The sequence below is a fragment of the Lysobacter concretionis Ko07 = DSM 16239 genome (assembly GCF_000768345.1).
GTDB classification, from domain to species: Bacteria; Pseudomonadota; Gammaproteobacteria; order Xanthomonadales; family Xanthomonadaceae; genus Novilysobacter; species Novilysobacter concretionis.
The window spans coordinates 307,323-329,615 of the sequence record NZ_AVPS01000005.1 but is presented as its reverse complement, the minus strand read 5'-3'; the positions used below and the strand labels follow the sequence as shown (position 1 = coordinate 329,615).

Here is a 22,293-nt window from a genome sequence, read left to right as displayed (position 1 = left end):
TCAAGCGACGATCTTCACCCGGTGGATTGCGCCGCTAGCGTGCTATGACGAGGAACGGACGAGATTTCCGGATCTCACCGTCAAAGAATTCGCGGAATGAGAGCACGTTCGGCTGGCCTTTGTAGTGCGCTTCATCACTAGACTTGAGCGCCTCTGGAACCACGAGCCTTATGTCGGCGTTCGCCATTTCACGGATCGACGATGCGGCAACGCGATCGTCCACAGTGGCAAGAAAAACGTCGCAGTTGAGCCTTTCGCTGGATACCTGCTTCCAGCGCTCTCGCAACGTGGTTTTTGCTGCCAGTACCAGCGCTTCCGCATAGGTCCGCTTCTTGCTGCGTAATGCGGACAGATCCGGCATGACGAAGTCCGGCCGCCGTCCGCCGGTAACAGCCTGCTCTGTAAAGCGGATATGGCCGGCTTTCAGGCTGGCTGCAATGTGATGCTCAAAAGACCGGCCCGCACGGTTCTTGCGTTGCTGGCTGGCGCTGAGGAAAACCCGATCGATTTCCGGGAAGCGCCTGACAACCGCTGTTGTCAGATCGGACGAATCCGCCAGCAGCGAGACAAGCTCGACAGCGCGCCGACGCAACTCGTACCGCCGGTAGTGCCGGAACTCGATATCCCGGCTGATCTCCATGATGGCGTCGCCCGGATTGGGGATCGCCCACGGATCAAGCCCGGTAAAGCCGTTTGTCTGGAGCCATTCTTTCCGTGCGCCGGCAGCAATCGTGGCTGGGTTCGGAATATCCGCGTACTCGGCCAAGAGTTCGGGCAACGTCCCGTTTCTGATCGCGCTCTGCAGTCGCTCAATCAGTTCCTGCGTCTCGTCCCGCGCGAGCCTGGACGCGTCCTCGAAGCGTGAGGGCTCAAAGCGTCCGTAATGGAACCCTGCTTCAAGGTCGAGAGCCGTCTCAAGCAGTTCGGCTTCCTCGGTAGCTGAGTCCAGAACAATGATCCAGTAGCTGCAGTCGGAAATGGGCTGCGCGAGCCGACCGGAGAGAATGAGCGATGCCGGCGTCAGGTCTCGGAAGAGCGGCTTTGGAAGCCCCGTGAAGTGCGTTTCCGGACCCTTGTTGCTGTAGTGCCGCATGTTGGAGAGTGTGATTTCGCCCGTCTGCGGCCACAGAACCGTACATTCCGCATGGAATATGTGCAGCTTCGCCGGATTGTTGGCCTGGAGTTCGGGAAAAAATCCTGCCTCCCGGATCGGGCGCGGAATATAGAACCCGGCCTGGTGCTTTCCCGAGTCGTCAGCCCACGAGGTATCGTTGCGCGAAAGCTTCTTGACGAACAGCTCTGTGCTCTGGCTTGCGAGGCTCTGGATTTTCCACCACAGAGGCGATCCATCAGCGGCGACTTCTGCGACGTTGGATTCAGAAAAATACAGCTCGGACTGTTCGGTCACTCGTTCCCCCGGGTTCGAATACGATCGGCCAACGCCATGATGGCCTCCAGTTTCTTTGTAGTCGAGCGGCCCCTGAGCTCACATTCCCAGAGCGTCTCGACCTTCCATCCTTGGGATATCAGGTCATGGCCGACTTTCTTGTCACGCGCACGATTGGTTTCAATCTTTTGTCGCCAGAACTCGGGGCGTGTTTTGGGAAGCCGGAATAACTCACAGCTGTGCCCATGCCAGAAGCAGCCGTGTACGAAAACTGCCGTGCGGTACTTCGGCAGCACGATGTCGGGCCGGCCGGGAAGACCGGCACCCCCCAGTCGATAGCGGAAGCCCAGCGCGTGCAGTCCGCGCCGGACTTCCAGTTCGATCTTCGTGTCTTTCCCTTTGATCCGCGACATCAGCGCGGAGCGCTGCTCCGGGCTGATGATGTCCATGGTCACGCGGCCTTGCGCTCGGCTTCAACGTCCAGCAGGGGCGCCATGAGTTCGGCCACGCTGCTGATCACCGGCACCACCACGGAGTTACCGAACTGCTTGTACGCCCGGGTATCCGAAACCGGGATGCGGAAGCTGTCCTCGAAACCCATCAGGCGGGCGCACTCGCGCGGGGTCAGGCGGCGCGGATTTTTGCGGCGTCCCTGGTCGATCAGGATTTCCGATCCGTCCTTGTAGTAGCGGGCCGACAGAGTGCGGGCGGTGTCCTTGCCCGAGACCAATCCGAAGCCGAAGCCGTTGCCTTTCCGGCGATGCTCGGCCGCGTAGTTCTGCAGGTACACCCAGAGCTTTTCGGAGAGGGTGTATTTCGGGGTCACCTTGCCACGCGCGCCTTCGATGCAATGCCACTCCGCGGGGTCGGTTCCGTCCTCGCGGTGCAGGATGGAGTCGAGCTTTGGTCCCGATTCGATGGGCGGAAGCTCCAGGTTTTCCCAGCTGAAGTCCACGGGGTCCCGGAAGCCGACGATGATGATGCGCTCCCGATTCTGGGGCACGAAGTGCTTGCCATTTATGACCTTGTGCCAGACGTGGTAGCCCAGCTCGTTCCGGAGTACGTCGATGATCGTGGAGAAGGTCCGTCCCTTGTCGTGGCTGATCAGATTCTTCACGTTCTCCAGCAGGAACGCCTTTGGCTGCTTGGCTGCGATGATCCGAGCCACATCGAAAAACAGGGTGCCCTGGGTCTTGTCGGCAAAGCCGTGGGGCCGGCCCAATGCATTCTTCTTTGAGACGCCGGCGATCGAGAACGGCTGGCAAGGAAATCCCGCCAGCAAAACGTCATGGTCGGGTACGTTGTCTTCATGCACTTGGGTGATGTCGCCGGCGAAGGTGTGTTCGGCACCGTCATGGAAGTTGGCTGCGTAGGTCTTGCGGGCGTAATCGTCCCATTCGCTGGTGAACACGCAGCGACCCCCTTGCTTCTCGAAAGCGATCCGCATGCCACCGATGCCGGCGAAGAGGTCGATGAAGCGGAAGGCGGCCGGGCCGCTCGGCGGCTCGCCGAATGGCAGCAGGCGCTGGCGGATGGCGTCGGCGACATAAGGTTTGGGCTCACTCTCGCGCGCATGCCAGCGGCGGACGGTCTTGGGATCCACCCCGAGGGCCGTGGCCACTTCTTTGGGGCTGAACCGCTGCAAGGCGATGTCGATGAGCTCGTAAGTATCCATCTGGTGCTCCGGGAAGAATGCGGACATTGTGTCCAAGGGTGTCCCAGTTGGGAAGCGGGCGAACCCCGGCAACGCACCGTTGACCCAGGTCTTCGGTTTGTTGAGGCGGGTAAGAGTCCACGTCTTCCAGGAAAACGGGGGGGCGCGGGGGAGATGGTCGGTTACCCGCTTCTCACAGACTGAGATGGATCCCAACTCGTCCGGGCTTCGAACACGCTTCACTACCCACGCGCCCTTTGGCACACTCGACCCCGCTCCGATCGCCCGTATGCGATCACGCCCACGGACCGCGGCGGAGCACGACGCGCCGGCATCCGCCGGCGCACTACACATGGATAGGCAAAGGAGAGTGCTGTGGCGCAGAACATTGTTTCCCTTGATTTCACGGACGAGCAGATTGCCGGTGCGGTCGCCGGCGTGCAGCAGGCGTCGTCGTCGTTGCCCGGATTGATCGGCATGGAGTCCGGCGACCGTCGCGGTTTGACCCTGCTGGGGCCGAGGTCGCAGGCCTTCGCGCGGCAGGCGTTGCGGGTGCTGGAGCAGAACCCGCACATCGTTCCGGCCAGCCTCAACCTGGCGGAGGCGCAGGCCGACCTGACCGCGTTGGACAAGCTGGCGCCGGTGCTGGAGCAGCTGCAGCGGCTGACGACCCAGGTGGAGGACACCGTCGCCGCGCTCGGCAGCGACGTGATGAGCGTGGCGCTGGAGGGCTACGCCCACATCAAGCTGTCCGGCGCCGCCCACGGCCTGGACGACCTGCGCAAGGAGTTGGGCACCCGCTTCGCCAAGACCCGCCGCAAGGTGGCCGAACCGGCCTGAGTCGCAGCACGTCGCATCACCGGACAGGCCGCCTTCGGGCGGCCTGTCTGTTTGGGCGTCGGGTGGCATCGGGGATACCGCTGTAGGCGTGGTGGACGCCTGCGTTCCGGTCGCGGACGTCTCACATGAGGTCGGCGACGCTTCCGATGACGCAGCGACGTCTTCGACGAGGTCTGAAACGTCTCTGATGACGTCAACGACGTTTCCGAAGAGCTCTGCGACGCCTTCGATAACGTCAGCGACGCCTCCGGACAGGCGCCACGGCCCGCAACCGGCGTGGACTATTCATCGAATCGCACCCAGCGCTGGAGTGCGGTGTCGTAGACAAATCGTCCGGAGGCGTTTTCCGGGACGAGCATCACGTCCAGCAGGTCGTTCCAATTGACGCCGCCGCCGTCGTTCGCCTGCATTTCCAGAGCGGCCTCGATCAGATACTCGCAGTAGTAGCCATCCGCGCCCTCGGCGGGCACACAGCCGTGCTTCTGGAACTGCTTGATGGAAAGCACCCCGCTGGCCACGCCGTTGTCGATTTCGGTTTCTCCGTTGCTGGCGTACATGGCGTACTCCAGTGCGGCGCGCATGTCCGCCTCCGAGGGCTCTGGCCCCCGGGCCTGCACGGCGGCAGCGTTGTTGGCGCGCTCGGCTGCGTCCAGCTGCCGCAGCCGCTCATCGATCTCGGCCATTCGTTGCTCGCCCGCCGCGATCGCGGCCTCGTTGCGCGCACGCACGTCGGCGATCACGTCCCACTTTTCGAGCTCGTCATTCCAGTACGCGGCTTCGACGGGGTCGCGGAACTGGCTGTCGTTGGCATACACCAAAGTCAGTGCGGCCATGGCGTTGCGGTCGTTGCGCGCGGCAGCACGGCGGATCGCGGCCAGTCCCAACGACCGCTCTTCCGCAGTGGCGGGCGGCTCACGCCAGAGCACCATCGCACCCCAGAGGTAGTCCGCGTTCTCGTGGCCCTGGTCGGCCGCCTTGCGCAGCCACGCCACGGCATCCGCTTCGGATTTGGGGCCGCCCCGACCGTCCGCCAGCATCTGGCCCAACTGGTACCGTGCCTCCGCATCCCCTTGCTGCGCCAAGGCCTGGAAACCCGTCCGGGCGGCAACGTCGTCGCCGCGTTCAAGTGCCGCCAGACTGGCTTCCAGCGACAGCGGGACGGGCCCAACGTCGCCCATATGGGTTACGTCGGTCATGTCGGTAACCGGTTCGGGTGTCGGTGCCGGTGCCGATGCCTTCGGCTGCGCCACGGTTTGTTGCTGCGGTACCGGGTCGCCCGTTCGTCCGCAAGCGGCCAGCAGGGCGCCGCTGAGCAGCAGCGCGAACGTCGCTATCGCACGGGACTGCATGGTGCCTCCACGCCCACACGGACGAATGGTCGCATTGGGTTACCGGGACGAACGCGGTCGGTTACGGCGGTCGGCCAGGCCAGGAACATGGGAGGTACCGGCGCCACACCAAACGCGGCGAGCGAATACACAACGGCCAACGCAACGCATCATGGCGCCGAGCATTGCATTCCACAGATATATGGCTCGGGCTAATCTGACTTCGGGGTGGATGCCGGGAGGGGCGAAATGTCTGGATTGAAGAATGTGCGGCAGCGTCACGACGACGCACTTTCCCGCGTGGGTTGGGACCACTTCGAAAGTCTGCTGGCGGTCTACTACCGCGGTCAGGGCTATGAGGTCGAGCACTGCGGCACGGGTGGCGCAGGCGGCCGTTTCGATGGTGGCATTGACCTCAAGCTGCGGCGGCCCGGCGAATATGTGCTGGTCCAGTGCAAGCACTGGAACGCCAAGCAGGTGCCGCATAACGACGTCCACCAGCTGTTGGGTCTGATGCTCAACGAGAATGCGACGGGCGGCATTCTCGTCACCAGTGGGGAGTTCACCACCGCAGCCACGCAGGCCGCCGCCAGGCTAGGGCGCGTGCACCTGGTGGAAGGCCGCGAGTTGCGCTCGATGTTGGGTCCACTACCGGAGCGCCCGGCCGATCGCATGGGAGTCCTGCAGAGCGTGTCTGGCGCGCTGGGCACGGTCGTCACCGGTGAGCTGCGCAATCAGGTGATGTCTGCCGCCGGTGACGGCTTGCGACACCATGCCCGCCGTATGGCGGGTCGGGCGGCGCAGGGCGCCTTGGTCACGCTCGGGATGAAGCTTCTCGTCGCGGGACTGTTTCTCGCGATCGCGGTGTACCTGCTGAACTCGATCGGTGCGGTGTTGCAGTCGCAATTCGCCCAGCCTGTCAATCGGTCTCCGACGACGCCGATGCCGACACCAAGCTCTGCCTCCTTCCAGACATCGCCGGCGCGAGTTCAGGCATCCGCAGCAGAGCGGTGCCGCGAACTGATTGACGCGACCTCGGGCACCTACATCGACCATTGCATGGGATCGACCCCGCCGCCGGCTCTTACGGAAGAAGAGCGCCGCGCACTCACACGCAAAGCAGACGAGGCGATGAAGGTGATCGAAGCTTCGACACCGGAGATGTAGCAGCCACGGGCCACCTCACCGCCCACGTCGGCGACCTCGCCCGCGAGGTTGCGGACCACATCCCCGAGCCGCCTGACCTCAAGCATCAACCCGCGGACCCTGCGTAGCCGTACGCAGCGGTACCCGCCGGGTTAGTCTTCCGTCCTTCCGAAAGCAGGATTGAAGGGATGAGAGCCACCGTCGTCGGTCTGGTGACGCCGCATCTGCTGCGCGTCGTCGACCTCGCCAATGAAGCCCAGAACGGCGTCAACGTGGATTGGCATCTGCGCGATACCGTGGCCAAGACGATGGGCGAGCTGGGCGACCAGTACAACGCGCCGGCGTTGATGGAGGCGTTTGTCGATGGGCTGGAGAGCGCTGCAGGCAACGCCCCGAAAGCCCGTGTGGAGTACGTGCGCGTCCTGCAGGCCGCGGCTGACGCAGCGCGCCGTGTCAGGCGTGATTGAACGGTAGAGCAGGGGTCAGAGTCGGATCAAAAACGGGGTCAAAAACGGAGTCAGGTTAACTTCGCGGTTCAACTTGGCGATTTGACCGCGTTCAGGCGCCGCCGCTTACGGTCGGGTTTCCGTTCCCTGGGAACACACCAATGAAGAAGCTGTTGATTGCGAGTGCACTGGCGGCCGTCGGTGTCGCCTTCTCCGGCAACGCTTTTGCCGACGATGACCGTGGCCGGGAGGCGCGTAAGGAGTACCAGGAGGCGCAGCGCGAGCACTTGAAGGACCGCCGCGAGGCCATCCGCGAGTATGAGAAGGATCGCCGGGAGTACGAGAAAGACCGCCGCGAGGACATGCGGGAGGCCGCGAAGGATCGCCGCGAGGCCGAGCGTGAGTACTGGAAGGACCGCCAGGAGGCCGAGCGCGAGTGGCGCAAGGATGTCCGCGAGCACCGCCGCTGGGCGCGTGGCGAATACATCCCGCGCGACTACCTGGACGATCGCTACTACATGCGGGACTACTACGATTACGACCTGGCCGTGCCGCCGGACGGGTACCGGTGGGTGCGTCCCTATCAGGGCGATGACACCTACTACCTCGTGCAGATGGCCACGGGCCTGATTTCGAGCATCCTGGGCGACTGATTGGAGTACGCCATGAACCATATGATCCGCGGCATCGTCATCGTGCTGTCCATCAGCGTCCTGCTCCTCGCCGGTTGCGTGAGCCCCGGCGGTTACGGCAGCTACCCCGGGGGATACGGACAACCCGACCGGGGCTATCCCGGGCAGTACGGCAGCCAGTTGCAGGGCACCGTGGAGAGCGTCGACACCCGCTACGGCCGCATCCGGCTGGTCGTCGACGACCAGCGCACCCGGCGCTCAGAGCGCACAGAGGTCCGCTACGACCAGCGCACCCGCCTGTTCTACCAAGGGCGTGAGCACCCGGTGGAAGGCCTGGAGCGGGGCGACGTCATCCGGGTCGAGGTCGCCTCGTCGGGGCGCGAACTCTGGGCGCGCTCGATCGAGGTCGTGCGCAATGTCCGCGATGGCGGGTACGGCGGGTACGACGGCGGCTACGGCCAGGACCTGCGCGGTGCGGTCGCCTTTGTCGACCCGCGGGCGCGATGGATCAGCCTGGACGGCGGCGGCTATGGCAACGCGACGCGAGTGCGCTACGACAGCCGCACCACGGTCGAGTACCGGGGCCGCCGCTACCGCCCGGAGGACCTTGAGCGCGGGGATCTGGTGCGGATCGAGGCGCGGCGGATCGGCAACAACGAATGGCTGGCTGAGCGCATCGTCGTGGAGCGCTCGGCCCGGTAAAAACGGCACAAAAACGGGGTCAGGTTCACTTACTCCGATATGGGCTGTTTGCGCGGCCTGTGAGCAGGTCTGACCCCGGCGAAGCGCCGGGTCCTGGCTTCCACCATGGTGCGGAAGTCGTCGCGGCTTCAGGCGCGTCATGTGCTGCGGTAGGCCGGGCAGGTCGAGTCGCGGTAAGGGGCCGTGGCGCGAGTCTGTCGTGGCCCGGGTGTCCGTCTGGATCGGGTACCTTTCTGGGTTGTTGTCGGATTCAGTCACGCCGGGTCATCGGAAAGTGAACCTGACCCCGTTAGTTGCCACCCCGTTAGTTCCCACCCTCACCAAGGTCATCGACCCCATGCCCAACCCACGACGCCTGGCCATCGGCCTGATGGCATTGCTGCTGTCCGTTCCGACCCTGTTTGCCCATGCCGCTGACATGCAGGCCGCTGACACGCATGCCGCCGATGCGCAGGACGGCGAGCGCGTACGTGCCCGCGACCTGGGTGTGGCGCCGGGCATCTTCGCGCCGGGGCGTTTGAATGCGATCACCGATGTCGAGGGTGTCCGCGTGGGGCAGGTGACGGTTTCGCGGGGCGATGGCGTGCGCACCGGCGTCACCGCGGTTTTTCCGCATGGCGACAACGCGTATCTGTCGCGGGTGCCGGCGGCGGTGTATGTGGGCAACGGCTTCGGCAAGTTCGTGGGCAGCACCCAGGTGAAGGAGTTGGGTGAGCTGGAAACCCCGGTGCTGCTGACCTGCACGCTGTGCGTCTGGAAAGCCGCCGACGCGATGGCGGACTGGATGCTGCGGCAGCCCGGCATGGAGTCGGTGCGCTCGATCAATCCGGTGGTGGGCGAGACCAACGACGGCGGCCTCAACGACATCCGCCAGCGACCGCTCGCCAACGAAGATGTGTGGCGGGCGCTCGAGGGTGCCCGCAGTGGACCGGTGCAGGAGGGCAGTGTGGGTGCCGGCACCGGCACGGTGGCGTTCGGGTGGAAGGGCGGCATCGGCACCTCGTCGCGGGTGTTGCCGGCGGCGCTGGGTGGCTGGACGGTCGGCGTGCTGGTGCAGACCAACTACGGGGGCGTGCTGCAGGTGCTGGGCGCGCCGGTGGGGCGCGAGCTGGGGCGGTATGCGTTTCAGGATGTGCTCGAGGCCGGGCCTGCGGATGATCGCGGCGACGGTTCGGTGATCGTCATCGTCGCCACCGACGCTCCGGTCGGCGACCGCAACCTCGGCCGCATCGCAGCGCGCACCATGATGGGCCTGGGGCGTACCGGCAGTTCCGCCTCCAACGGCAGCGGCGACTACGCGCTGGCGTTTTCCACCTCACCGCAGTTGCGGCGCAGTTTTGCGGCTGATCGGCAGCCCGCGTCCGAGCTGGCCAACGACGCGACCACCGCGCTGTTCCAGGCCACCGTGGAAGCGGTGGAGGAGGCGGTCTACAACTCGCTGTTCATGGCCACCACGGTGACCGGCAACGGCCAGACCGTCCCCGCGATCCCGCTGGACCGCGTGCGCGACATCCTTGGGCGTCATGGGATTTCGGCAGAGAAGTAGGCTTGACGTCCATGGATCTTGCGATCCCCGGCCCGCGCGCATAGCGCTTGGGCGTTCGATCGGACGCGAGCCAGTGGCTCGCAAACGCCCGACCTCACCCCCCGCCTTCGCGGGGATGACGGCAGTTGTTCAGATGATCCCCAAACCCCTGAGGCGCGTGAGCCGCTTCGATCAACTCAATCGGCATCGCCCTGGATGCGCTGCACGCGGTTGCGGTACTGGCGCACGTTGTCGCCAGTGATGCGCGTTCGCTGCGTGCCCTTCACTTCATTGATCTTTGTGTCGGTGCCGGTCACCGGTTTGGCCTCGACGGCCGTTTCGTGTTCGAAGGCGTGCGATTTGTCGGTATTGCGGTAATACCGGTACAGGGCCCAATACAGGCCGACGGCGCCGGCCGGACCGAGGGTGAGCAGCCAGAGTCCGCTGTCGTCGCTCATGAGGAGGCCACCAGGAATGTGAGGACAGCGCCTTCGATGAAGGTGCCGACGGTGAGTGCGGCCAGCAGGAGCTTCCACTGCTGCACGGGCACGCTGCCCATGGTCTCGCCGGTGCGGCCGTTGACCGCGATGTAGTGCAGCAGGCCGCCGTTGGGGCCCGGCTGGTGGTACGAGTAGAGCCATACCGGCAGGTACATCGATACCCAGCGTGTGCCGTGCACGTCGAGGCGTTCCTGCTCCCAGCGCACGCCGCGACCGTAGCGGTTCACCGAGGCCACGATCTGGGCGCGGGCGATCGACAGCAATTGATCTTCCAGTTGCGGATGCAGTTGCTCCACGTTCCGGTCGCGCTTTTCCGAGGTGAAACCCGACAGGTAGGACGCGTTCCACTTCACCGCGTTCTTGGTGTCGAACGGCAGGATCGTGTTGATGATGTTGTTGGTGTTGGCGCGGGTGTCCAGGTTGCCGCGTTCGACAGAGGATTCCAGCGGCAGGTCGTCGACGGTGAAATCCACGTGCCGCTCCACCTGGTACACGTCGGCGTCGTAGTAGGTCTCTTTCTTGTCGCCGCTGCCCTTGGTGTAGCTGCGCGTCTGGATTTCGCCCTTGCCGGCAACGCCAACGCTCGCGTTGCCATCGACGATCATGTACGGCAGGTAGACGCCGACGACGTTGTCGGGCGTGAACTGCTCCTTGAATTCCTTCAGCGCGAACATGCGCCGCTTGTCGACGAACTGGCGGATGCGCGCGACCGCATCGTCCTTCCTGATGTGGAAGGGCAGCACCGCGTCGGGCACCGCGCCGTTGGCGACCTGCTCGTTGACGCCGAAGACATGGCGGCACCAGTGGCAGCGCGCCGTCATCGCGTTTTCGGTGTTGATCGTCACCTCGGCGCCGCAACCGGTGCACTTGAAGGTCATCAGGCTGGCGGCGTCGGCCTCGATGTCCTGCGCGCCGGACGCCATGACCGTGCCCTTGAGCTGGTCGATGCCCGTGCCGAGGCCGAACTCTTCCTCGACCCGTTGACCCTGCCACTCATGGCGGCAGTACTGGCAGACCAGCAGGTCGCTGCCGGGCTTGTGGCGGATGTCGGTCGCGCCGCATTTCGGACAGCGGTTGAGGCCGTCCTTGAGCTCGGCGGCGGACGTGTCGATGGCGACCGGGTCGGGCGCCAGCAACTCGTCGCGGATCGGTTCGGGCAGCGTGTCCGGATCGATCGGGAAGCTGCCCGGTGCGGGCGGCACGTCCTGCGGCGATCCGGGGCCGGTGGGGGGCACCGGCGGCGGATTGGTGGTGTTCGGCATGGGCGTCAGGCGGGGCGTCAGGCTGGTTGTCAGGCTTCCAGTGGCTTACAGGCCCAGCGCCTTGGCCTTGAGCGCGTCGTAATCGTCCTGGGTGATCAGGCCGAGATCGAGCATTTCCTTGGCCTTCTTCAACTTGGCGACCGGGTCGTCGGCGGCCGGCGCGGCGGGTGCCACCGGCTGCTGCAGGCTGCCGAGGCCGCCCATCATTCCCGATGCCATGCCGATGCCCATCATGCCGGCCGCACCGGTGTTTTCGCCGGCGGACTGCATGCCCTGCGCGACGCTGGCCTGCAGGTTGGAATTGCCGCGTGCACCGGCCAGCGCATCGGCGCGCTGCACGGTCTTGAGCAGCTCGCGCGTGTTGGCGTCGTACTCGATCGAGACGATGGCGGTCTTGAAGATCACCAGGCCGCGGTCGGATTCCCACTGATAGGCATTCTCCACGGCCTCGGACAGGCTCCTGGCGAAGCCGACCGAATCCTGCTGCAGCCTGGTGATGCGGTTGCCCTTGGCCGGATCGTTCGTGTACAGGCTGAAGGCCGGTGCGAGTGAACCCACCACCTCGTTGAAGAGCTGGCCGGCGGCGGCGTTGTCCATGTCGGTGAAATCGAACACCTTGCCGGGCTGGAGATAGAGGGCCGGCACGAAGTTCTTCACGAACAGGATCGGGTCGACGATCTTCAGCGTGTAGGAGCCGCGTGTCACCGCGCCGACCTGGGTGCCGAGGAAGCCGTCGTCCCAGTAGATTTCCGACTGCGTACCGAAGCGGTTCTCCGGCAGCTCCTTCAGCGAGACGAAGAAGGCCGCCTGCTGCGAACCCGGCTGGCCACCGAACTTGAAGCGCTCCCAGCTCTGCTTGATCAGCGAGGAGACGAGGCCGTCGCCGGCGAAGATCGATTTGGAGTTGAGGTCGTCCGAGCGCCACTCGTAACCGCCCGGCTCGGCCGCGAAGCCGGTGATCGCGCCGTCCTGGAACAGCAGCAGTCCGTAGCCTTCGGGCACGATGATCTTCGAGCCGTTGGTGATGATGTTCGAGGAGGCGCCGGTATTCGAACCGCGCCCGGCATTGGTGCCGCGCGGTACCGCCGCGAACAGCGCCGCCGTCGCCGGCAAGCCGTCCGGAACCGTGTAGAAGTCCTTCCACTGGTCGGCCAGCGCACCGCCAACCGCACCCACCACTGCCTGAACAAGACCCATGACATCTCTCCGCGATTCGTGGCCGGGCACCGCACCCGACATGCCGGGCGACTATACATTCCCGACAAGACGCCAGTGGTAGGTTTCCGCCATGACTCCGTCCACAACCCCCATCCGTTTCAAGGCGAAGCTGCTGCGGCCCGAGAGCCCGAAGGGCGCTGCGTGGACCTTCCTCGTGCTGCCGGCCGGCGCCAGCGCGAAGCTGCCGACGCGGAGCATGACGACGGTGGACGGCACGCTCGATGGCGCGTCGTTCCAGGCCACGCTGGAACCCGATGGCCAGGGCAGTCATTGGTTGAAGGTGGGCAAGGCGCTGCGGGAAGCTGCCGGCGCCGCGGTGGGTGACACGGTCGCGCTCGAGATCATGCCGGTAGCGGTGGAGCTGGAACCCCGTGTTCCCGCCGACCTGCGCAAGGCGCTCGCGGATGCGCCCGCGGCCAAGGCGCAGTGGTCGACCCTCACCCCGGTCGCGCGACGGGACTGGATCCACTGGATCACCTCCGGCAAGAAGGCCGAGACCCGCGGGCGGCGCATTGCCACCGCCTGCGACATGCTCGCGTCCGGCAAGCGCCGCGCGTGCTGCTTCGACCGGTCCGGGATGTACAGCAAGTCGCTGGGTGCTCCCACACCGGCGCAGTAGGCGGTCGGCTTCGTGCGCTGCTTTGCGTGCGCTGCTTTCACGGATCCGCCATTTTCGCGCCATCGACTGTCGTTGGATCGCATCCACCGGCGAGCCGGACCGGCGTTCACTTGTACCGGGCGGATTGCAGTTCGAGAATCCAACGGGACTTCACGGAGACTCCCCATGGCCATTCCCTTCCACTGTCGTTGCGGCACGGTCCGGGGCGAGATCGAGCCGGGCGCTGTCTACACCCGCGCGGTCTGCTATTGCCGCGATTGCCAGGCCTTTGCCCGCGCGCTCGGCCGCGGGCCGGAGGTGCTGGATCCGAACGGCGGCACCGACATCATCGCGATGCTGCCCGCGGGTCTGCGCTTCACCGCGGGCAGCGGGCAGGTGGCCTGCCTGTCGTTGAGTCCCAAGGGCCTGCTGCGCTGGCATTCGGCCTGCTGCAACACGCCCATCGGCAACACCTCGCGGGATCCGAAGCTGCCGTATGTCGGGGTGCTGGCCCGCTGCACGGACGTGGCGCCCGACGTGCTGGACGCCGCGATCGGGCCGCCGCGCATCGCCTTGAATACCGCCTCCGCGCGTGGCGAGGTGGCATCCACGCCGGTGCGCGCCGCCTTCGGCATCCTGCGGATCGTGTGGGGCGTGCTGCGGGCGAAGTTGAGCGGTCGCCATCGCGACAACCCGTTCTTCGATGCGGCGACCTCCCGGCCCCTGGCCGAGCCGCGGGTGCTGACACGGCAGGAGCGCGCCGAAGCCGAGCGTGGCTAGGTCCGGCGGCAAGTCCGCCTACCCAAGTCCGCCTACCCCTGCAGGTCACCCTGGTCGCGCAGCGCCTGATACGCATGCCAGCTGGCGTGGCCCAGGATCGGGTAGATCACGATCAGGCCCAGCAACGCGGTGGCGATGCCGACAGCCGTGAGCAGCACGATCAGCAACGCCCACTCGGCGCTCGCCACGGGATGCCGGGCCACGGCGCGCAGGCTGCCGCGCATCGCGTCAGCGGCGCTGGCGTGCTTGTCGAGCATCAGCGGCACGGCGATGACCGAGATCGAGAAGCTCACCACCGCCAGCACGCCGCCGATGGCGGCCCACGCGAGCCACTGGCTGGAGGACATCATTGGCAGCGCGTTGTCCCACAGTGTGCGTTCGACGTCCGGGGCGATGGGGCCGAGCGTGGCATTCAGTACCAGGGTCGAGACCACCAGCCACACGGCGGCGAGCGCCAGCAGGGTCAGGGCGAAGCGCTCCAGCGCGGGCCGGTTGCGGTTGAGTCCGCGCAGCGAGGTGTCGAAAGTCGGGGTGTCGCCGGCCTCCATGGCGCGCGAGGCCTCGATCAGTCCGGCGCCCAGGATCGGCCCGAGCAGCAGGAAGCCGGAGACCGCCGCGGCGAGGAAGTAGGGGTGGTTGCCCAGGGTGAAGATCAGCCAACCCAGCACCGTGACCATCAGCCCGTAGGCGATGCCCACCGGACGTGCCCGACGTAAATCCCGGAGCCCGAGCGACACCCAATGCAACGGTTCGCGCAGGGAAATGTGATTGGCCCCGTGGCCCGGATGCGAGGGCAGGGTGCCCGAATGCATGGTCGTCATGGCGTACTCCTCCAGGGAAGGCACCGGGGAGGAAAGTTTCCGCCGGTCGGGCGTATCGCCGCGTGAGTGCACCTCCATTTCTTGACACCCGTTCACGCCGACTTCACGCTGTGGGCCGCTGGTGGGGATCGAGGTGGCGGGCGGGCGGCTGGATGACACCGAATATCGCGGTGTGCCTGTCAGCAAGGTCGACTTCGCCAGCATCGGCGTGAATGCGCGTTTCAACTTCGGTCGCGACAACCCGGTCTACGGCCTGGTCCGCGCCGGCTACTGGTCGGCCGAGGCCGACTACGGCATGGATGTGGATGGTGGCTACGTCGGCGTCGGTCTCGGCGTCGACTTCAGCCGTCACTTCAACATGAGCCTGATCTACACCAACCACGTGTATTTCAATGACTACTACTGGGAAGGCAACGATTTCTACTACGACGCCAACCGTGCCGACACGCTGATGCTCGGCGCCGAAGTCCGGTTCTGACGGGAGGCGATCAACAGGCGCGTCCGCGTGGCGCGCTTCCGGCGGTTGGAGGGGTCATCGGCCCCGGCGTGCCGATCCGGGAGGATGTCAGGGCGCGTGCTGTGTGCTGCCGGCGGGCAATCCCGCCGGCGTGAGGCCGGCGCGCGTGGCCCGCAGGCGCTTGTCGGCGTACATTGCCCGGTCCGCGTGGGCCAGCAGGGATTCCAGGTCGTTTCCGTCTGCCGGAAAACAGGCGACTCCAATGCTCGCGTCGAGCTGGAGTGGGCCATCTGGCAGCGAGTGGGGAGAATGCAACCGGGCTCGCAGCATGTTCGCGATATCGCGCGCGGCTGCGGCATCGTGGCAGCCGGACAGCAGGACGACAAACTCGTCGCCGCCGATACGGGCAATCAGATCGCCGTGCCGTATGCCCTGTTGCAAGCGGTCCGCGACTTCGCGCAGAACCCGGTCACCCGCGCTATGGCCGCCACGATCGTTGGCCGCCTTGAACCCGTCGAGATCCAGGTACAGCAACGCCAGGCTGCCGTCGCCGCGTGCCGCGTTGTCCAGCGCGTGTTGCAGTTCACGCTGCAGGTGGTGGCGGTTCGGCAGCCCCGTCAACGGGTCGTGGCTGGCGAGATGCTCGAGCTCGCGTTCTGCGCGGCGCAGGTCGGTCACCTCGCGACCCACCGCAATGCGCACACCGTGCTCGGCGTGCCAGCGGGCCGACCACTGGATGTCCACGCTGTGCCCTTCCTTGTGGATGTAGCGATTGCGGAAATGGCGCTGCAGCGTGCCGCCCATGACCATCTCGGCCTGTTGACGGGTCGCCGCACGGTCGTCCGGATGCACCAGGTCGAACACGTGCCGGCCCAGCACGTCGTCGCGGCCATAGCCCAGGATGCGTTCGAAGCTGGCGCTGACGAACAGGAGCCGGCCCTCGGCATCGACCACGCATACCGCATCGGGCAGCAGGTCGAGGATCTCGGAGGGCGCAGGCAGCGTCGGGTTCATGCGGTTTCCGGTGAGGGGGCGTCCATGCCTTGTGTCTTCAGGGGTTCGGCACGAAGCATGGGCATGTTGCCGGTACTGCCTGCAGAGGGTCGGGAAAATGTACCTGACCCGGGGAGTCGCGTCTGTTTGACCGATGTCAGGGCAGGCCGGGGGCGCGGCGGGGGAGGATGGCCGCAGCAGACTTGGAGGCCGCAATGGAATTCCACATACCACTGACCGGCGACGCCCCGGATCTGGCCGTGATCGAAGATGCGATCGGTGAGGTGGATCCTTCCGTGCTGGTCGATATCGATGCGGCCAGCGGCAAGCTGCGGGTGGCCGCGGCGGTCGATGCGGCGCAGCTGGTGCAACTGCTCGGGCAGGCGGGCTGGGTCGTGCCGTTGGCTCAGGTGTACCAGGTGCCGTCGATCTGCTGCGGCGGCTGCAGCGGGTAGGGGTTGCCGCGGCGCGGGCGCGCGTGGCACTGCGACGAGCCGGTTTTCGCAAGCCTGATTGCGGTGTGGCTGCGGATGTCAGGCATCGACGGTCGGTGCCGTCGGCTCCCCGCTCGTCGCTGCTGGCGGCGTGACTTGGTGTGGCGCTCAGGACCTGTCGGGTGCGCGGATATCGACCGATACCGGCGCACCGCTGCTGTCCAGCACCAGCCGCACGCGCCGTCCCTCGTGGTAGAAGCTCGCGCGGAAGAGCCCCTCGTCCTCATCGGTGCCGCGCTCACACAGGACGGTGATCTGACGGCGCTCCATGAGTGTCTGGAACTCGCTCACCGCCAGCGCCAGCCCGCGCGCCACCAGCGCGCCGTCCACCTCCAGCGTGTGCGTGGGATTGACCTCGATGGGAATGATGCGTGCCATGAAGGGCGGGTTCAGCCGGTCGGGTTCAGCGCGTGGGCGGGCGCGCTGCCGGTGGCGAAGACCGGTTCGCTGGCCCGCGCCTCCATCGATGCCAGGAAGCGCCACACGAACAGCAGCGTCACCAGCAGCAGCCCCGGATAGCCGGTCGATGCCAGCAGGTAGGGCAGGGTCGGGTCACCGGCCTGCACGCTGGCCAGGTTGAAGCTGAGCAACCCGAAGGTGATCAGCGCGCCGAAGAACCACATGCTCAGCAGCCACAGCCCGCTTTCGTAGCCGCTCAGGTAGCGTGCCCAGCCGGTTGCGGCGCGTGCGGCGATGGGGACGGGAACGCTGTCCGTCACCGGGGCGCGATGGCCGATGGTGAGCAGGTCGTAGACGATCAGCAGGCTGCCGATCGTGAACACCGCGCCGAATACCGGCACCAGGATCTTGAAGAAACTCATCGCCGGGGAGACGTCGCCGCCGAACCAGTCCAGTCCCAGCGTGCGGTAGGCGAAGACCTGTACGGTGCCGCCCAGCGCGAACGCGAACGCGATGCCGAGCATGCCGATGAAGACCAGCCAGAACGCGAGTTTCCCCAGTCGCTCGTCGTAGCTTTTCACCCCGCGCATCAGTGGCACGGCGTAGTACGCGGCGGCGATGCCGAGCATGCCGAAGGTGCCGAACAGCGCCAGGTGCGCGTGGCTCGGCGTGACCCAGGTGCCGTGCGACCAGACGTTGGTCAGGGCGAAGGTCATGGTGAACCCCAGGATGCCCGCGCCGACCTGTTCCAGCACCACCGAGCCGAGGATGAAGTAGAACGCGGGGGCGTTCTTCAGCGGTTTGCGCTCCTGGTGCGCGTCCAGGTAGATGTGCCAGAAGCAGAAGATCAGCGGCAGCGGCTCCAGCGCGCTGAACAGCGAGCCCCAGAACTGCCAGAACTCCGGCGTGCCGATCCAGAAGTAGTGGTGCGCGTTGCCGATCAGGCCCGACAGCCAGACCAGCGCCACGCCCCAGAACACCGCGTAGCCCACGCTTTTGACGTTGGCGTCGAACAGCAGTACCAGCAGGAAGCCGACCAGACTGATGTGGATCACCTCCCACACGCCTTCCACCCAGTAGTGCACGACGTACCAGCGGAAGTACTCGCTGACATCCTGCCGCTCGATGAAGAACAGCCCGAAGATCCACACCAGGGTGAGCGCGACCACGCCCAGCGCCAGGCCCCAGTGGATCTCGTTCCACTCCCTGCGCGGCGGGAAGGTGCGCAGCACCACGTAGGTCAGGATCGAGAACCCGATCAGGATGATGATATCGGCGGCGCGCCCGGCTTCGAGGTATTCCAGCCCTTCCTGCAGCCACGGCTGGCCCAGCCACCAGCCGGCCGTCCCGCTGCGCGCGAACCCCTGTGCGATGACGTTCCAGATGGTCACCGCCACCAGCGCGTAGAACAGGAACTTGATCAGCCACGGCGAGGCCAACTCGCGATTGGACAGCAGCGGCCCGATGAACAGGATCGTCCCGATGAATCCCGACAGGATCCAGATGATCCCCAGGTTGAGATGCTCGGCGCGGGCGATGTTGAAGTTGAGCGTGCCGACCAGCAGGGTCGGGTCGATGTGTTGCAGCGCAATAAGAAGGCCGAAGGCGACCTGCACGATGAACAGGACCAGCATCAGCATGAAGAAACGCATGCTCAACCGCTGGGTGTCGTACTGGATCTGGATCATTGTCCTTCTCCCGACAGGGTGCGGAGGTAGGCCACGATGGTTTCGATCTGTCCATCGTCAAGCAGGCTGGCGTAGCTGGGCATGGTGCCGGGCGCGTAGCCCGACGCGACCTGGGCATCGGGGGTGCGGATGGACGCGGCCAGGTAGGCGTCGTCGGCCTGCACGCTGGTGCCGTCGGCCAGCGTGACCTGCGAGCCATACAGGCCGCCCCAGCCGGGCCCGACCAGCTTCGTCGTGTCGGACGCATGGCAGGCGGTGCAACCGGACGCCTTCACCAGTTGCTCGCCTTGCGCGGCCGGGGCGGTTGTGGCGCTGGCGCTGCTGCCGGCGGCAACCGGCGTCGCCGCGGCATCGGCGATGCCGGGCATCGGTGTGGCCAGTGAGAATGTGAGCCCGTCGACCCTGGGCCTGGGCGGCCAGCCTTCGGTGTTCATTTCCGAGGTGTACTTGAGGAAGGCGATCAGCTGGCCGACCTCGTTCGGCCGGAACTGCAGGTTCGGCATGTGGCTGATGGTGCCGCCACGGCGGTGCACGCGCTCGGCCGCGCCCGGATAGCGCTTGAGGTAATCGTCCAGCGAACTCGCCCCGATGGCCTCCGCGAGCTCGGGCCGCTGCAGGTGGACCTGCACGGCCGGGCCGGTCGGCCAGCCACCCGCCGAGGGCAGGAACGCCTCCAGCCAGGCCGGCCCCGCCGTCTGGTAGATGTTGGTCAGGTCCGGCCCGAGGTAGGCGCCGTTGCCCAGAATGGTGTGGCAGCCCATGCAGTTGTAGGCCTGGAACACGCGCTTGCCATCCACCGCCCCGTGCGGGCCGTAACTCACCGCACCGGGTATGGCCTGGTTGCGCGATTTGAGGAAGGACGCCACCGACAGCAGGATGAAGATGATGGCCATCAGGGCCAGGATCGCGAAGGCATTGCGGCGCTTGCGGCCTTCTTCGCAGGGTTTGCCGGGGGCGCAGGTCATGGCGTTTCCTCCCCCTTGGCGGCCTGGGCGGCGCGGGCCTCGGCGGCCTGGGCGAGCTCGATCGCGTCGTGCTCGAACAAGGTGCGCAGGGCGCCGATGAACACGTAGAACACGTACACCGCTAGCACGAAGCCGAGCACGAAGTAGATCAGCCAGGCGGTTCGTGACTCCGGCCAGTATTCAAAGTCGCGCGCGTAGGGCCATGACAGCAGCAGGGCCGCCACGCTGGCAAGAATGGAAAGGCCCAGATCGATGATGCGGGTGCACATGATCATTCCCCCACGGCTTGTCGGCCCGTGATATCGACAGCCGACATGGTTTCCGGAAATCCGTTCAAACCCTGAACCGACGCTGACACCCCGGGCAGGGGAAGTCCTTGACTTGAGTCAAGTGGTGTGGGTCGAGATCAGTGTCGACGGTCGTGGCGGTGGGGAGCTTTGTCACCCACCATCCCGCGGCGGACCCGGCGGCGAGGCACACGCGTGTCCAGCGCGCCTGCTGCGGCGTTTCGGGCCTGGTTTCAGCGGTGCAGCCGTGCCCGCTGGATCGATGGCCGCAACTGCTCCGGCCAGTCGCGGTCGTTGGCGACCTGGGCCTGCGTGCGGGTGGCTTCCAGTGACGCGATGGCGAGCTCCGCGATGGCCCAGGTCTCGCCGCCCTGCGTGCGCGCCACGATGCCGTCGGCCGGCAGACCGTGGTCCATCGGCGCATAGAGGGTCGCCTCACCGGTGTTGACGCCCAGCACCGGACTCCACGGCGCCAGGCCGGCGGTGACCGACTTGGCGACGAACATCCGGTTCTCCAGCGCCCGCGCGAGGCAACCGACCCGCACGCGCGTGGCGCCGGCCTCGGTGTTGGTGGAGCTGGGCACGATCAGCAGGCGCGCGCCGGCCTCGTACTGGGCCCGCACGGGCAGCGGGAATTCGCTGTCGTAGCAGATCGCGATGCCGGCCCGCAGACCGGGCGCGATTTCGAATACGTTGAGCGCGTCGCCACCGTCGATCACACCCAGTTGTTTCTCGTAGCCGGTGAGTTGCAGCTTGTCCTGGTACAGCCGCGTGCCGTCCGGCGCGTACCACCATGCGCGGTTGCGGTAGCGGCCATTGCCCACGCCGGTCAGAAAGGTGCCGGCCTGGATCGACAGCCCCAGCTCGCGCGCCAGACCCGCAAACAGCGCGTGCCAGTTGGCTTGCAATGGTTGCAGCTCGGCCAGCGAGGCGGGCAGGTCGGCGCGAACGGCCGATGGCTGGGCGGCGGCGAGTTCCAGCGACAGGTATTCGGGCAGCACGGCAATCCGCGCGCCGGCCCGTGCGGCTTCGCCCAGCAGCCGCCGCTGCTTGCCGGCGAACGCTTCGAAATCCCGTGGCGATTCAATCGGATACCTGGCGACGGCCACCTTCACGGTAGGCTCTCCTGACTTGCGGTGATGTGGGCTGCCGTGGCGCGGCCTGAAGGCCCGCGGCAGTGTAGCGTTGGCGGGCAGTCGATGATGAGGCCGCGTCGCCTGCGTGCCTGAAATCGGCGTCGTGGGTGGCCGGGCCTGCCATCCTTGTTGACCCGTGACTCCGGAGTCCCTCATGTCCCAGACGCGTTGTGCCACCACCTTCCGCCACCTGCACGATGACGGCCTGCTGTTGCTCGCCAATGCCTGGGATGCGGGCAGCGCGCGCCTGATCGAAAGCCTCGGTGCCGCGGCCATCGCCACCACCAGCGCCGGCCTGGCCTGGGCCAACGGCTACCGCGATGGCAGCCATCTGCCGATACAGCATCATCTGGACACGGTTGCCCGCATCGCGCGCGTGATCCGGGTGCCGCTCAGCGTCGACTTCGAGGACGGTTATGCCAGCGATCCCGCGGTCGTCGCCGGGCATGTCGGCCGGGTGATCGATGCCGGTGCGGTCGGCATCAACATCGAGGACGGCGCCGACGATCCCGACCTGCTGGTGGCCAAGATTGAACAGATCAAGCGTATGGCCGCCGGGCGTGGTGTCGATCTGTTCGTCAACGCGCGCACCGATGTCTATCTGCGCGGTCTGGTCGGTGAGGAACGGCGCGTCGAGGAAACGCTGGCGCGCGCGAAGCGCTACCGGGACGCGGGTGCCGACGGGCTGTTCGTGCCGGGCCTGGCCGATGTGGAGCAGATTGGCGAGGTGGTGGCCCGCGCAGGCCTGCCGCTCAATCTGATGGCGTCGCCAGGGCTGCCGGCGGCCGGGGAGCTCGAAGCGCTCGGGGTGCGGCGGTTGAGCGCCGGGGCGTCCATTTCAATCTCGGCGTTGAGCCATACGGCGCGCCTGGCCAGCGATTTTCTGCATCGCACGTCTGATGCTGATGGCGCGAAGAAGCTGGATTACGGCGCGATCAATGCGCTGTTTGATGACGGTGATCGCTAGCGGTGGATATGGAGCCTGACGCAAGGCAGTCGCGTATTCCCTCACCCATCCCCGCTCCGGGCCCTGGC

Annotated in this window: 25 protein-coding genes; 11 read left to right on the top strand and 14 right to left on the bottom strand. The window is 66.2% G+C overall.

Going from position 1 to position 22,293, the window contains the following annotated elements:
- Window positions 1–34: 34 nt before the first annotated feature.
- Genes N792_RS07970 through dcm form a run of 3 tightly spaced genes read right to left on the bottom strand, consistent with a single transcriptional unit; the run spans window position 35 to window position 3,284 of the window.
- Window positions 35–1,408, bottom strand: a complete 1,374-nt coding sequence (locus tag N792_RS07970) for a type II restriction endonuclease (protein WP_052103727.1) — start codon at window positions 1,406–1,408, stop codon at window positions 35–37.
- On the bottom strand, window positions 1,405–1,836 hold the full coding sequence (locus N792_RS07965) for a very short patch repair endonuclease (RefSeq protein ID WP_036193909.1): 432 nt from the start codon (window positions 1,834–1,836) through the stop codon (window positions 1,405–1,407). Before N792_RS07965 ends, N792_RS07970 begins: the two co-directional genes overlap by 4 nt.
- Window positions 1,837–1,838: 2 nt before the next feature.
- Window positions 1,839–3,284: a DNA (cytosine-5-)-methyltransferase gene (gene dcm / locus N792_RS07960; protein WP_269572103.1), complete on the bottom strand. Its 1,446-nt coding sequence runs from the start codon at window positions 3,282–3,284 to the stop codon at window positions 1,839–1,841.
- Window positions 3,285–3,416: 132 nt separating this feature from the next.
- On the opposite strand from dcm, the gene N792_RS07955 reads away from it, so the two are divergent.
- Window positions 3,417–3,881, top strand: coding sequence for a hypothetical protein (locus tag N792_RS07955; protein ID WP_036193908.1), 465 nt, complete (start codon window positions 3,417–3,419; stop codon window positions 3,879–3,881).
- Between the two features lie 281 nt (window positions 3,882–4,162).
- Here N792_RS07955 and N792_RS07950 read toward each other — a convergent pair whose 3' ends face one another.
- Window positions 4,163–5,230: a tetratricopeptide repeat protein gene (locus N792_RS07950; protein WP_036193907.1), complete on the bottom strand. Its 1,068-nt coding sequence runs from the start codon at window positions 5,228–5,230 to the stop codon at window positions 4,163–4,165.
- A 228-nt stretch (window positions 5,231–5,458) separates the two neighbouring features.
- Here N792_RS07950 and N792_RS13455 point away from each other — a divergent pair, with 228 nt between their 5' ends.
- The 5 genes from N792_RS13455 (at window position 5,459) to N792_RS07920 (ending at window position 9,681) form a co-directional block, all read left to right on the top strand.
- Window positions 5,459–6,376: a restriction endonuclease gene (locus tag N792_RS13455; RefSeq protein ID WP_052103726.1), complete on the top strand. Its 918-nt coding sequence runs from the start codon at window positions 5,459–5,461 to the stop codon at window positions 6,374–6,376.
- A gap of 167 nt (window positions 6,377–6,543) precedes the next feature.
- Window positions 6,544–6,822 carry a hypothetical protein gene (locus N792_RS07940; RefSeq protein ID WP_036193906.1) on the top strand — a complete coding sequence of 93 codons (279 nt, stop codon included), beginning with the start codon at window positions 6,544–6,546 and terminating at the stop codon, window positions 6,820–6,822.
- Between the two features lie 140 nt (window positions 6,823–6,962).
- Entirely contained in the window at window positions 6,963–7,454 is a 492-nt protein-coding gene (locus tag N792_RS07935; RefSeq protein ID WP_052103724.1) for an RcnB family protein, read from the top strand.
- A gap of 12 nt (window positions 7,455–7,466) precedes the next feature.
- Window positions 7,467–8,135 carry a DUF5666 domain-containing protein gene (locus N792_RS13450; RefSeq protein WP_156969343.1) on the top strand — a complete coding sequence of 223 codons (669 nt, stop codon included), beginning with the start codon at window positions 7,467–7,469 and terminating at the stop codon, window positions 8,133–8,135.
- Window positions 8,136–8,409: 274 nt separating this feature from the next.
- The gene (locus N792_RS07920) at window positions 8,410–9,681 is read left to right on the top strand and encodes a DmpA family aminopeptidase (protein ID WP_198025579.1); all 1,272 of its coding nucleotides are present in this window, start codon (window positions 8,410–8,412) and stop codon (window positions 9,679–9,681) included.
- Window positions 9,682–9,857: 176 nt separating this feature from the next.
- Here the strand turns inward: N792_RS07920 and N792_RS07915 are convergent, their stop codons facing one another.
- The 3 genes from N792_RS07915 to N792_RS07905 are packed head-to-tail and all read right to left on the bottom strand — an operon-like array spanning window position 9,858 to window position 12,619.
- Entirely contained in the window at window positions 9,858–10,118 is a 261-nt protein-coding gene (locus tag N792_RS07915) for a hypothetical protein (protein WP_036193903.1), read from the bottom strand.
- Window positions 10,115–11,422, bottom strand: coding sequence for a TFIIB-type zinc ribbon-containing protein (locus N792_RS07910; protein ID WP_052103719.1), 1,308 nt, complete (start codon window positions 11,420–11,422; stop codon window positions 10,115–10,117). The genes N792_RS07915 and N792_RS07910 overlap by 4 nt, the downstream gene beginning before the upstream one ends.
- Window positions 11,423–11,467: 45 nt before the next feature.
- Window positions 11,468–12,619: an SPFH domain-containing protein gene (locus tag N792_RS07905; protein WP_036193900.1), complete on the bottom strand. Its 1,152-nt coding sequence runs from the start codon at window positions 12,617–12,619 to the stop codon at window positions 11,468–11,470.
- 91 nt (window positions 12,620–12,710) lie between these two features.
- On the opposite strand from N792_RS07905, the gene N792_RS07900 reads away from it, so the two are divergent.
- Both N792_RS07900 and N792_RS07895 read left to right on the top strand, forming a co-directional pair.
- A complete protein-coding gene (locus tag N792_RS07900) occupies window positions 12,711–13,259 on the top strand; it encodes a YdeI/OmpD-associated family protein (protein ID WP_036193899.1) in 549 nt (182 codons plus the stop codon).
- Window positions 13,260–13,424: 165 nt separating this feature from the next.
- Window positions 13,425–14,018: a DUF6151 family protein gene (locus N792_RS07895; protein ID WP_036193898.1), complete on the top strand. Its 594-nt coding sequence runs from the start codon at window positions 13,425–13,427 to the stop codon at window positions 14,016–14,018.
- Between the two features lie 32 nt (window positions 14,019–14,050).
- Here N792_RS07895 and N792_RS07890 read toward each other — a convergent pair whose 3' ends face one another.
- The gene (locus N792_RS07890; protein WP_052103714.1) at window positions 14,051–14,839 is read right to left on the bottom strand and encodes a DUF2189 domain-containing protein; all 789 of its coding nucleotides are present in this window, start codon (window positions 14,837–14,839) and stop codon (window positions 14,051–14,053) included.
- 121 nt (window positions 14,840–14,960) lie between these two features.
- On the opposite strand from N792_RS07890, the gene N792_RS07885 reads away from it, so the two are divergent.
- Window positions 14,961–15,317, top strand: a complete 357-nt coding sequence (locus N792_RS07885) for a hypothetical protein (RefSeq protein ID WP_052103712.1) — start codon at window positions 14,961–14,963, stop codon at window positions 15,315–15,317.
- An 87-nt stretch (window positions 15,318–15,404) separates the two neighbouring features.
- On the opposite strand, the gene N792_RS07880 is transcribed toward N792_RS07885, so the two are convergent.
- On the bottom strand, window positions 15,405–16,310 hold the full coding sequence (locus N792_RS07880; RefSeq protein ID WP_052103710.1) for a diguanylate cyclase domain-containing protein: 906 nt from the start codon (window positions 16,308–16,310) through the stop codon (window positions 15,405–15,407).
- Between the two features lie 194 nt (window positions 16,311–16,504).
- Here N792_RS07880 and N792_RS07875 point away from each other — a divergent pair, with 194 nt between their 5' ends.
- Entirely contained in the window at window positions 16,505–16,744 is a 240-nt protein-coding gene (locus tag N792_RS07875) for a hypothetical protein (RefSeq protein WP_036193897.1), read from the top strand.
- Between the two features lie 147 nt (window positions 16,745–16,891).
- On the opposite strand, the gene N792_RS07870 is transcribed toward N792_RS07875, so the two are convergent.
- The 5 genes from N792_RS07870 to N792_RS07850 form a co-directional block, all read right to left on the bottom strand.
- Window positions 16,892–17,161: a DUF6522 family protein gene (locus N792_RS07870; RefSeq protein ID WP_052103708.1), complete on the bottom strand. Its 270-nt coding sequence runs from the start codon at window positions 17,159–17,161 to the stop codon at window positions 16,892–16,894.
- A gap of 11 nt (window positions 17,162–17,172) precedes the next feature.
- Window positions 17,173–18,870, bottom strand: coding sequence for a cbb3-type cytochrome c oxidase subunit I (locus tag N792_RS07865; RefSeq protein ID WP_224743926.1), 1,698 nt, complete (start codon window positions 18,868–18,870; stop codon window positions 17,173–17,175).
- Complete coding sequence (locus N792_RS07860) at window positions 18,867–19,835, bottom strand: c-type cytochrome (protein ID WP_036193896.1); 969 nt, start codon at window positions 19,833–19,835, stop codon at window positions 18,867–18,869. Before N792_RS07860 ends, N792_RS07865 begins: the two co-directional genes overlap by 4 nt.
- Complete coding sequence (locus N792_RS07855) at window positions 19,832–20,104, bottom strand: hypothetical protein (RefSeq protein WP_052103779.1); 273 nt, start codon at window positions 20,102–20,104, stop codon at window positions 19,832–19,834. The genes N792_RS07860 and N792_RS07855 overlap by 4 nt, the downstream gene beginning before the upstream one ends.
- Window positions 20,105–20,355: 251 nt before the next feature.
- Window positions 20,356–21,237 carry a carbon-nitrogen hydrolase family protein gene (locus N792_RS07850; RefSeq protein ID WP_036193895.1) on the bottom strand — a complete coding sequence of 294 codons (882 nt, stop codon included), beginning with the start codon at window positions 21,235–21,237 and terminating at the stop codon, window positions 20,356–20,358.
- Between the two features lie 175 nt (window positions 21,238–21,412).
- Here N792_RS07850 and N792_RS07845 point away from each other — a divergent pair, with 175 nt between their 5' ends.
- On the top strand, window positions 21,413–22,225 hold the full coding sequence (locus tag N792_RS07845; RefSeq protein ID WP_036193894.1) for an isocitrate lyase/PEP mutase family protein: 813 nt from the start codon (window positions 21,413–21,415) through the stop codon (window positions 22,223–22,225).
- Window positions 22,226–22,293 lie beyond the last annotated feature (68 nt).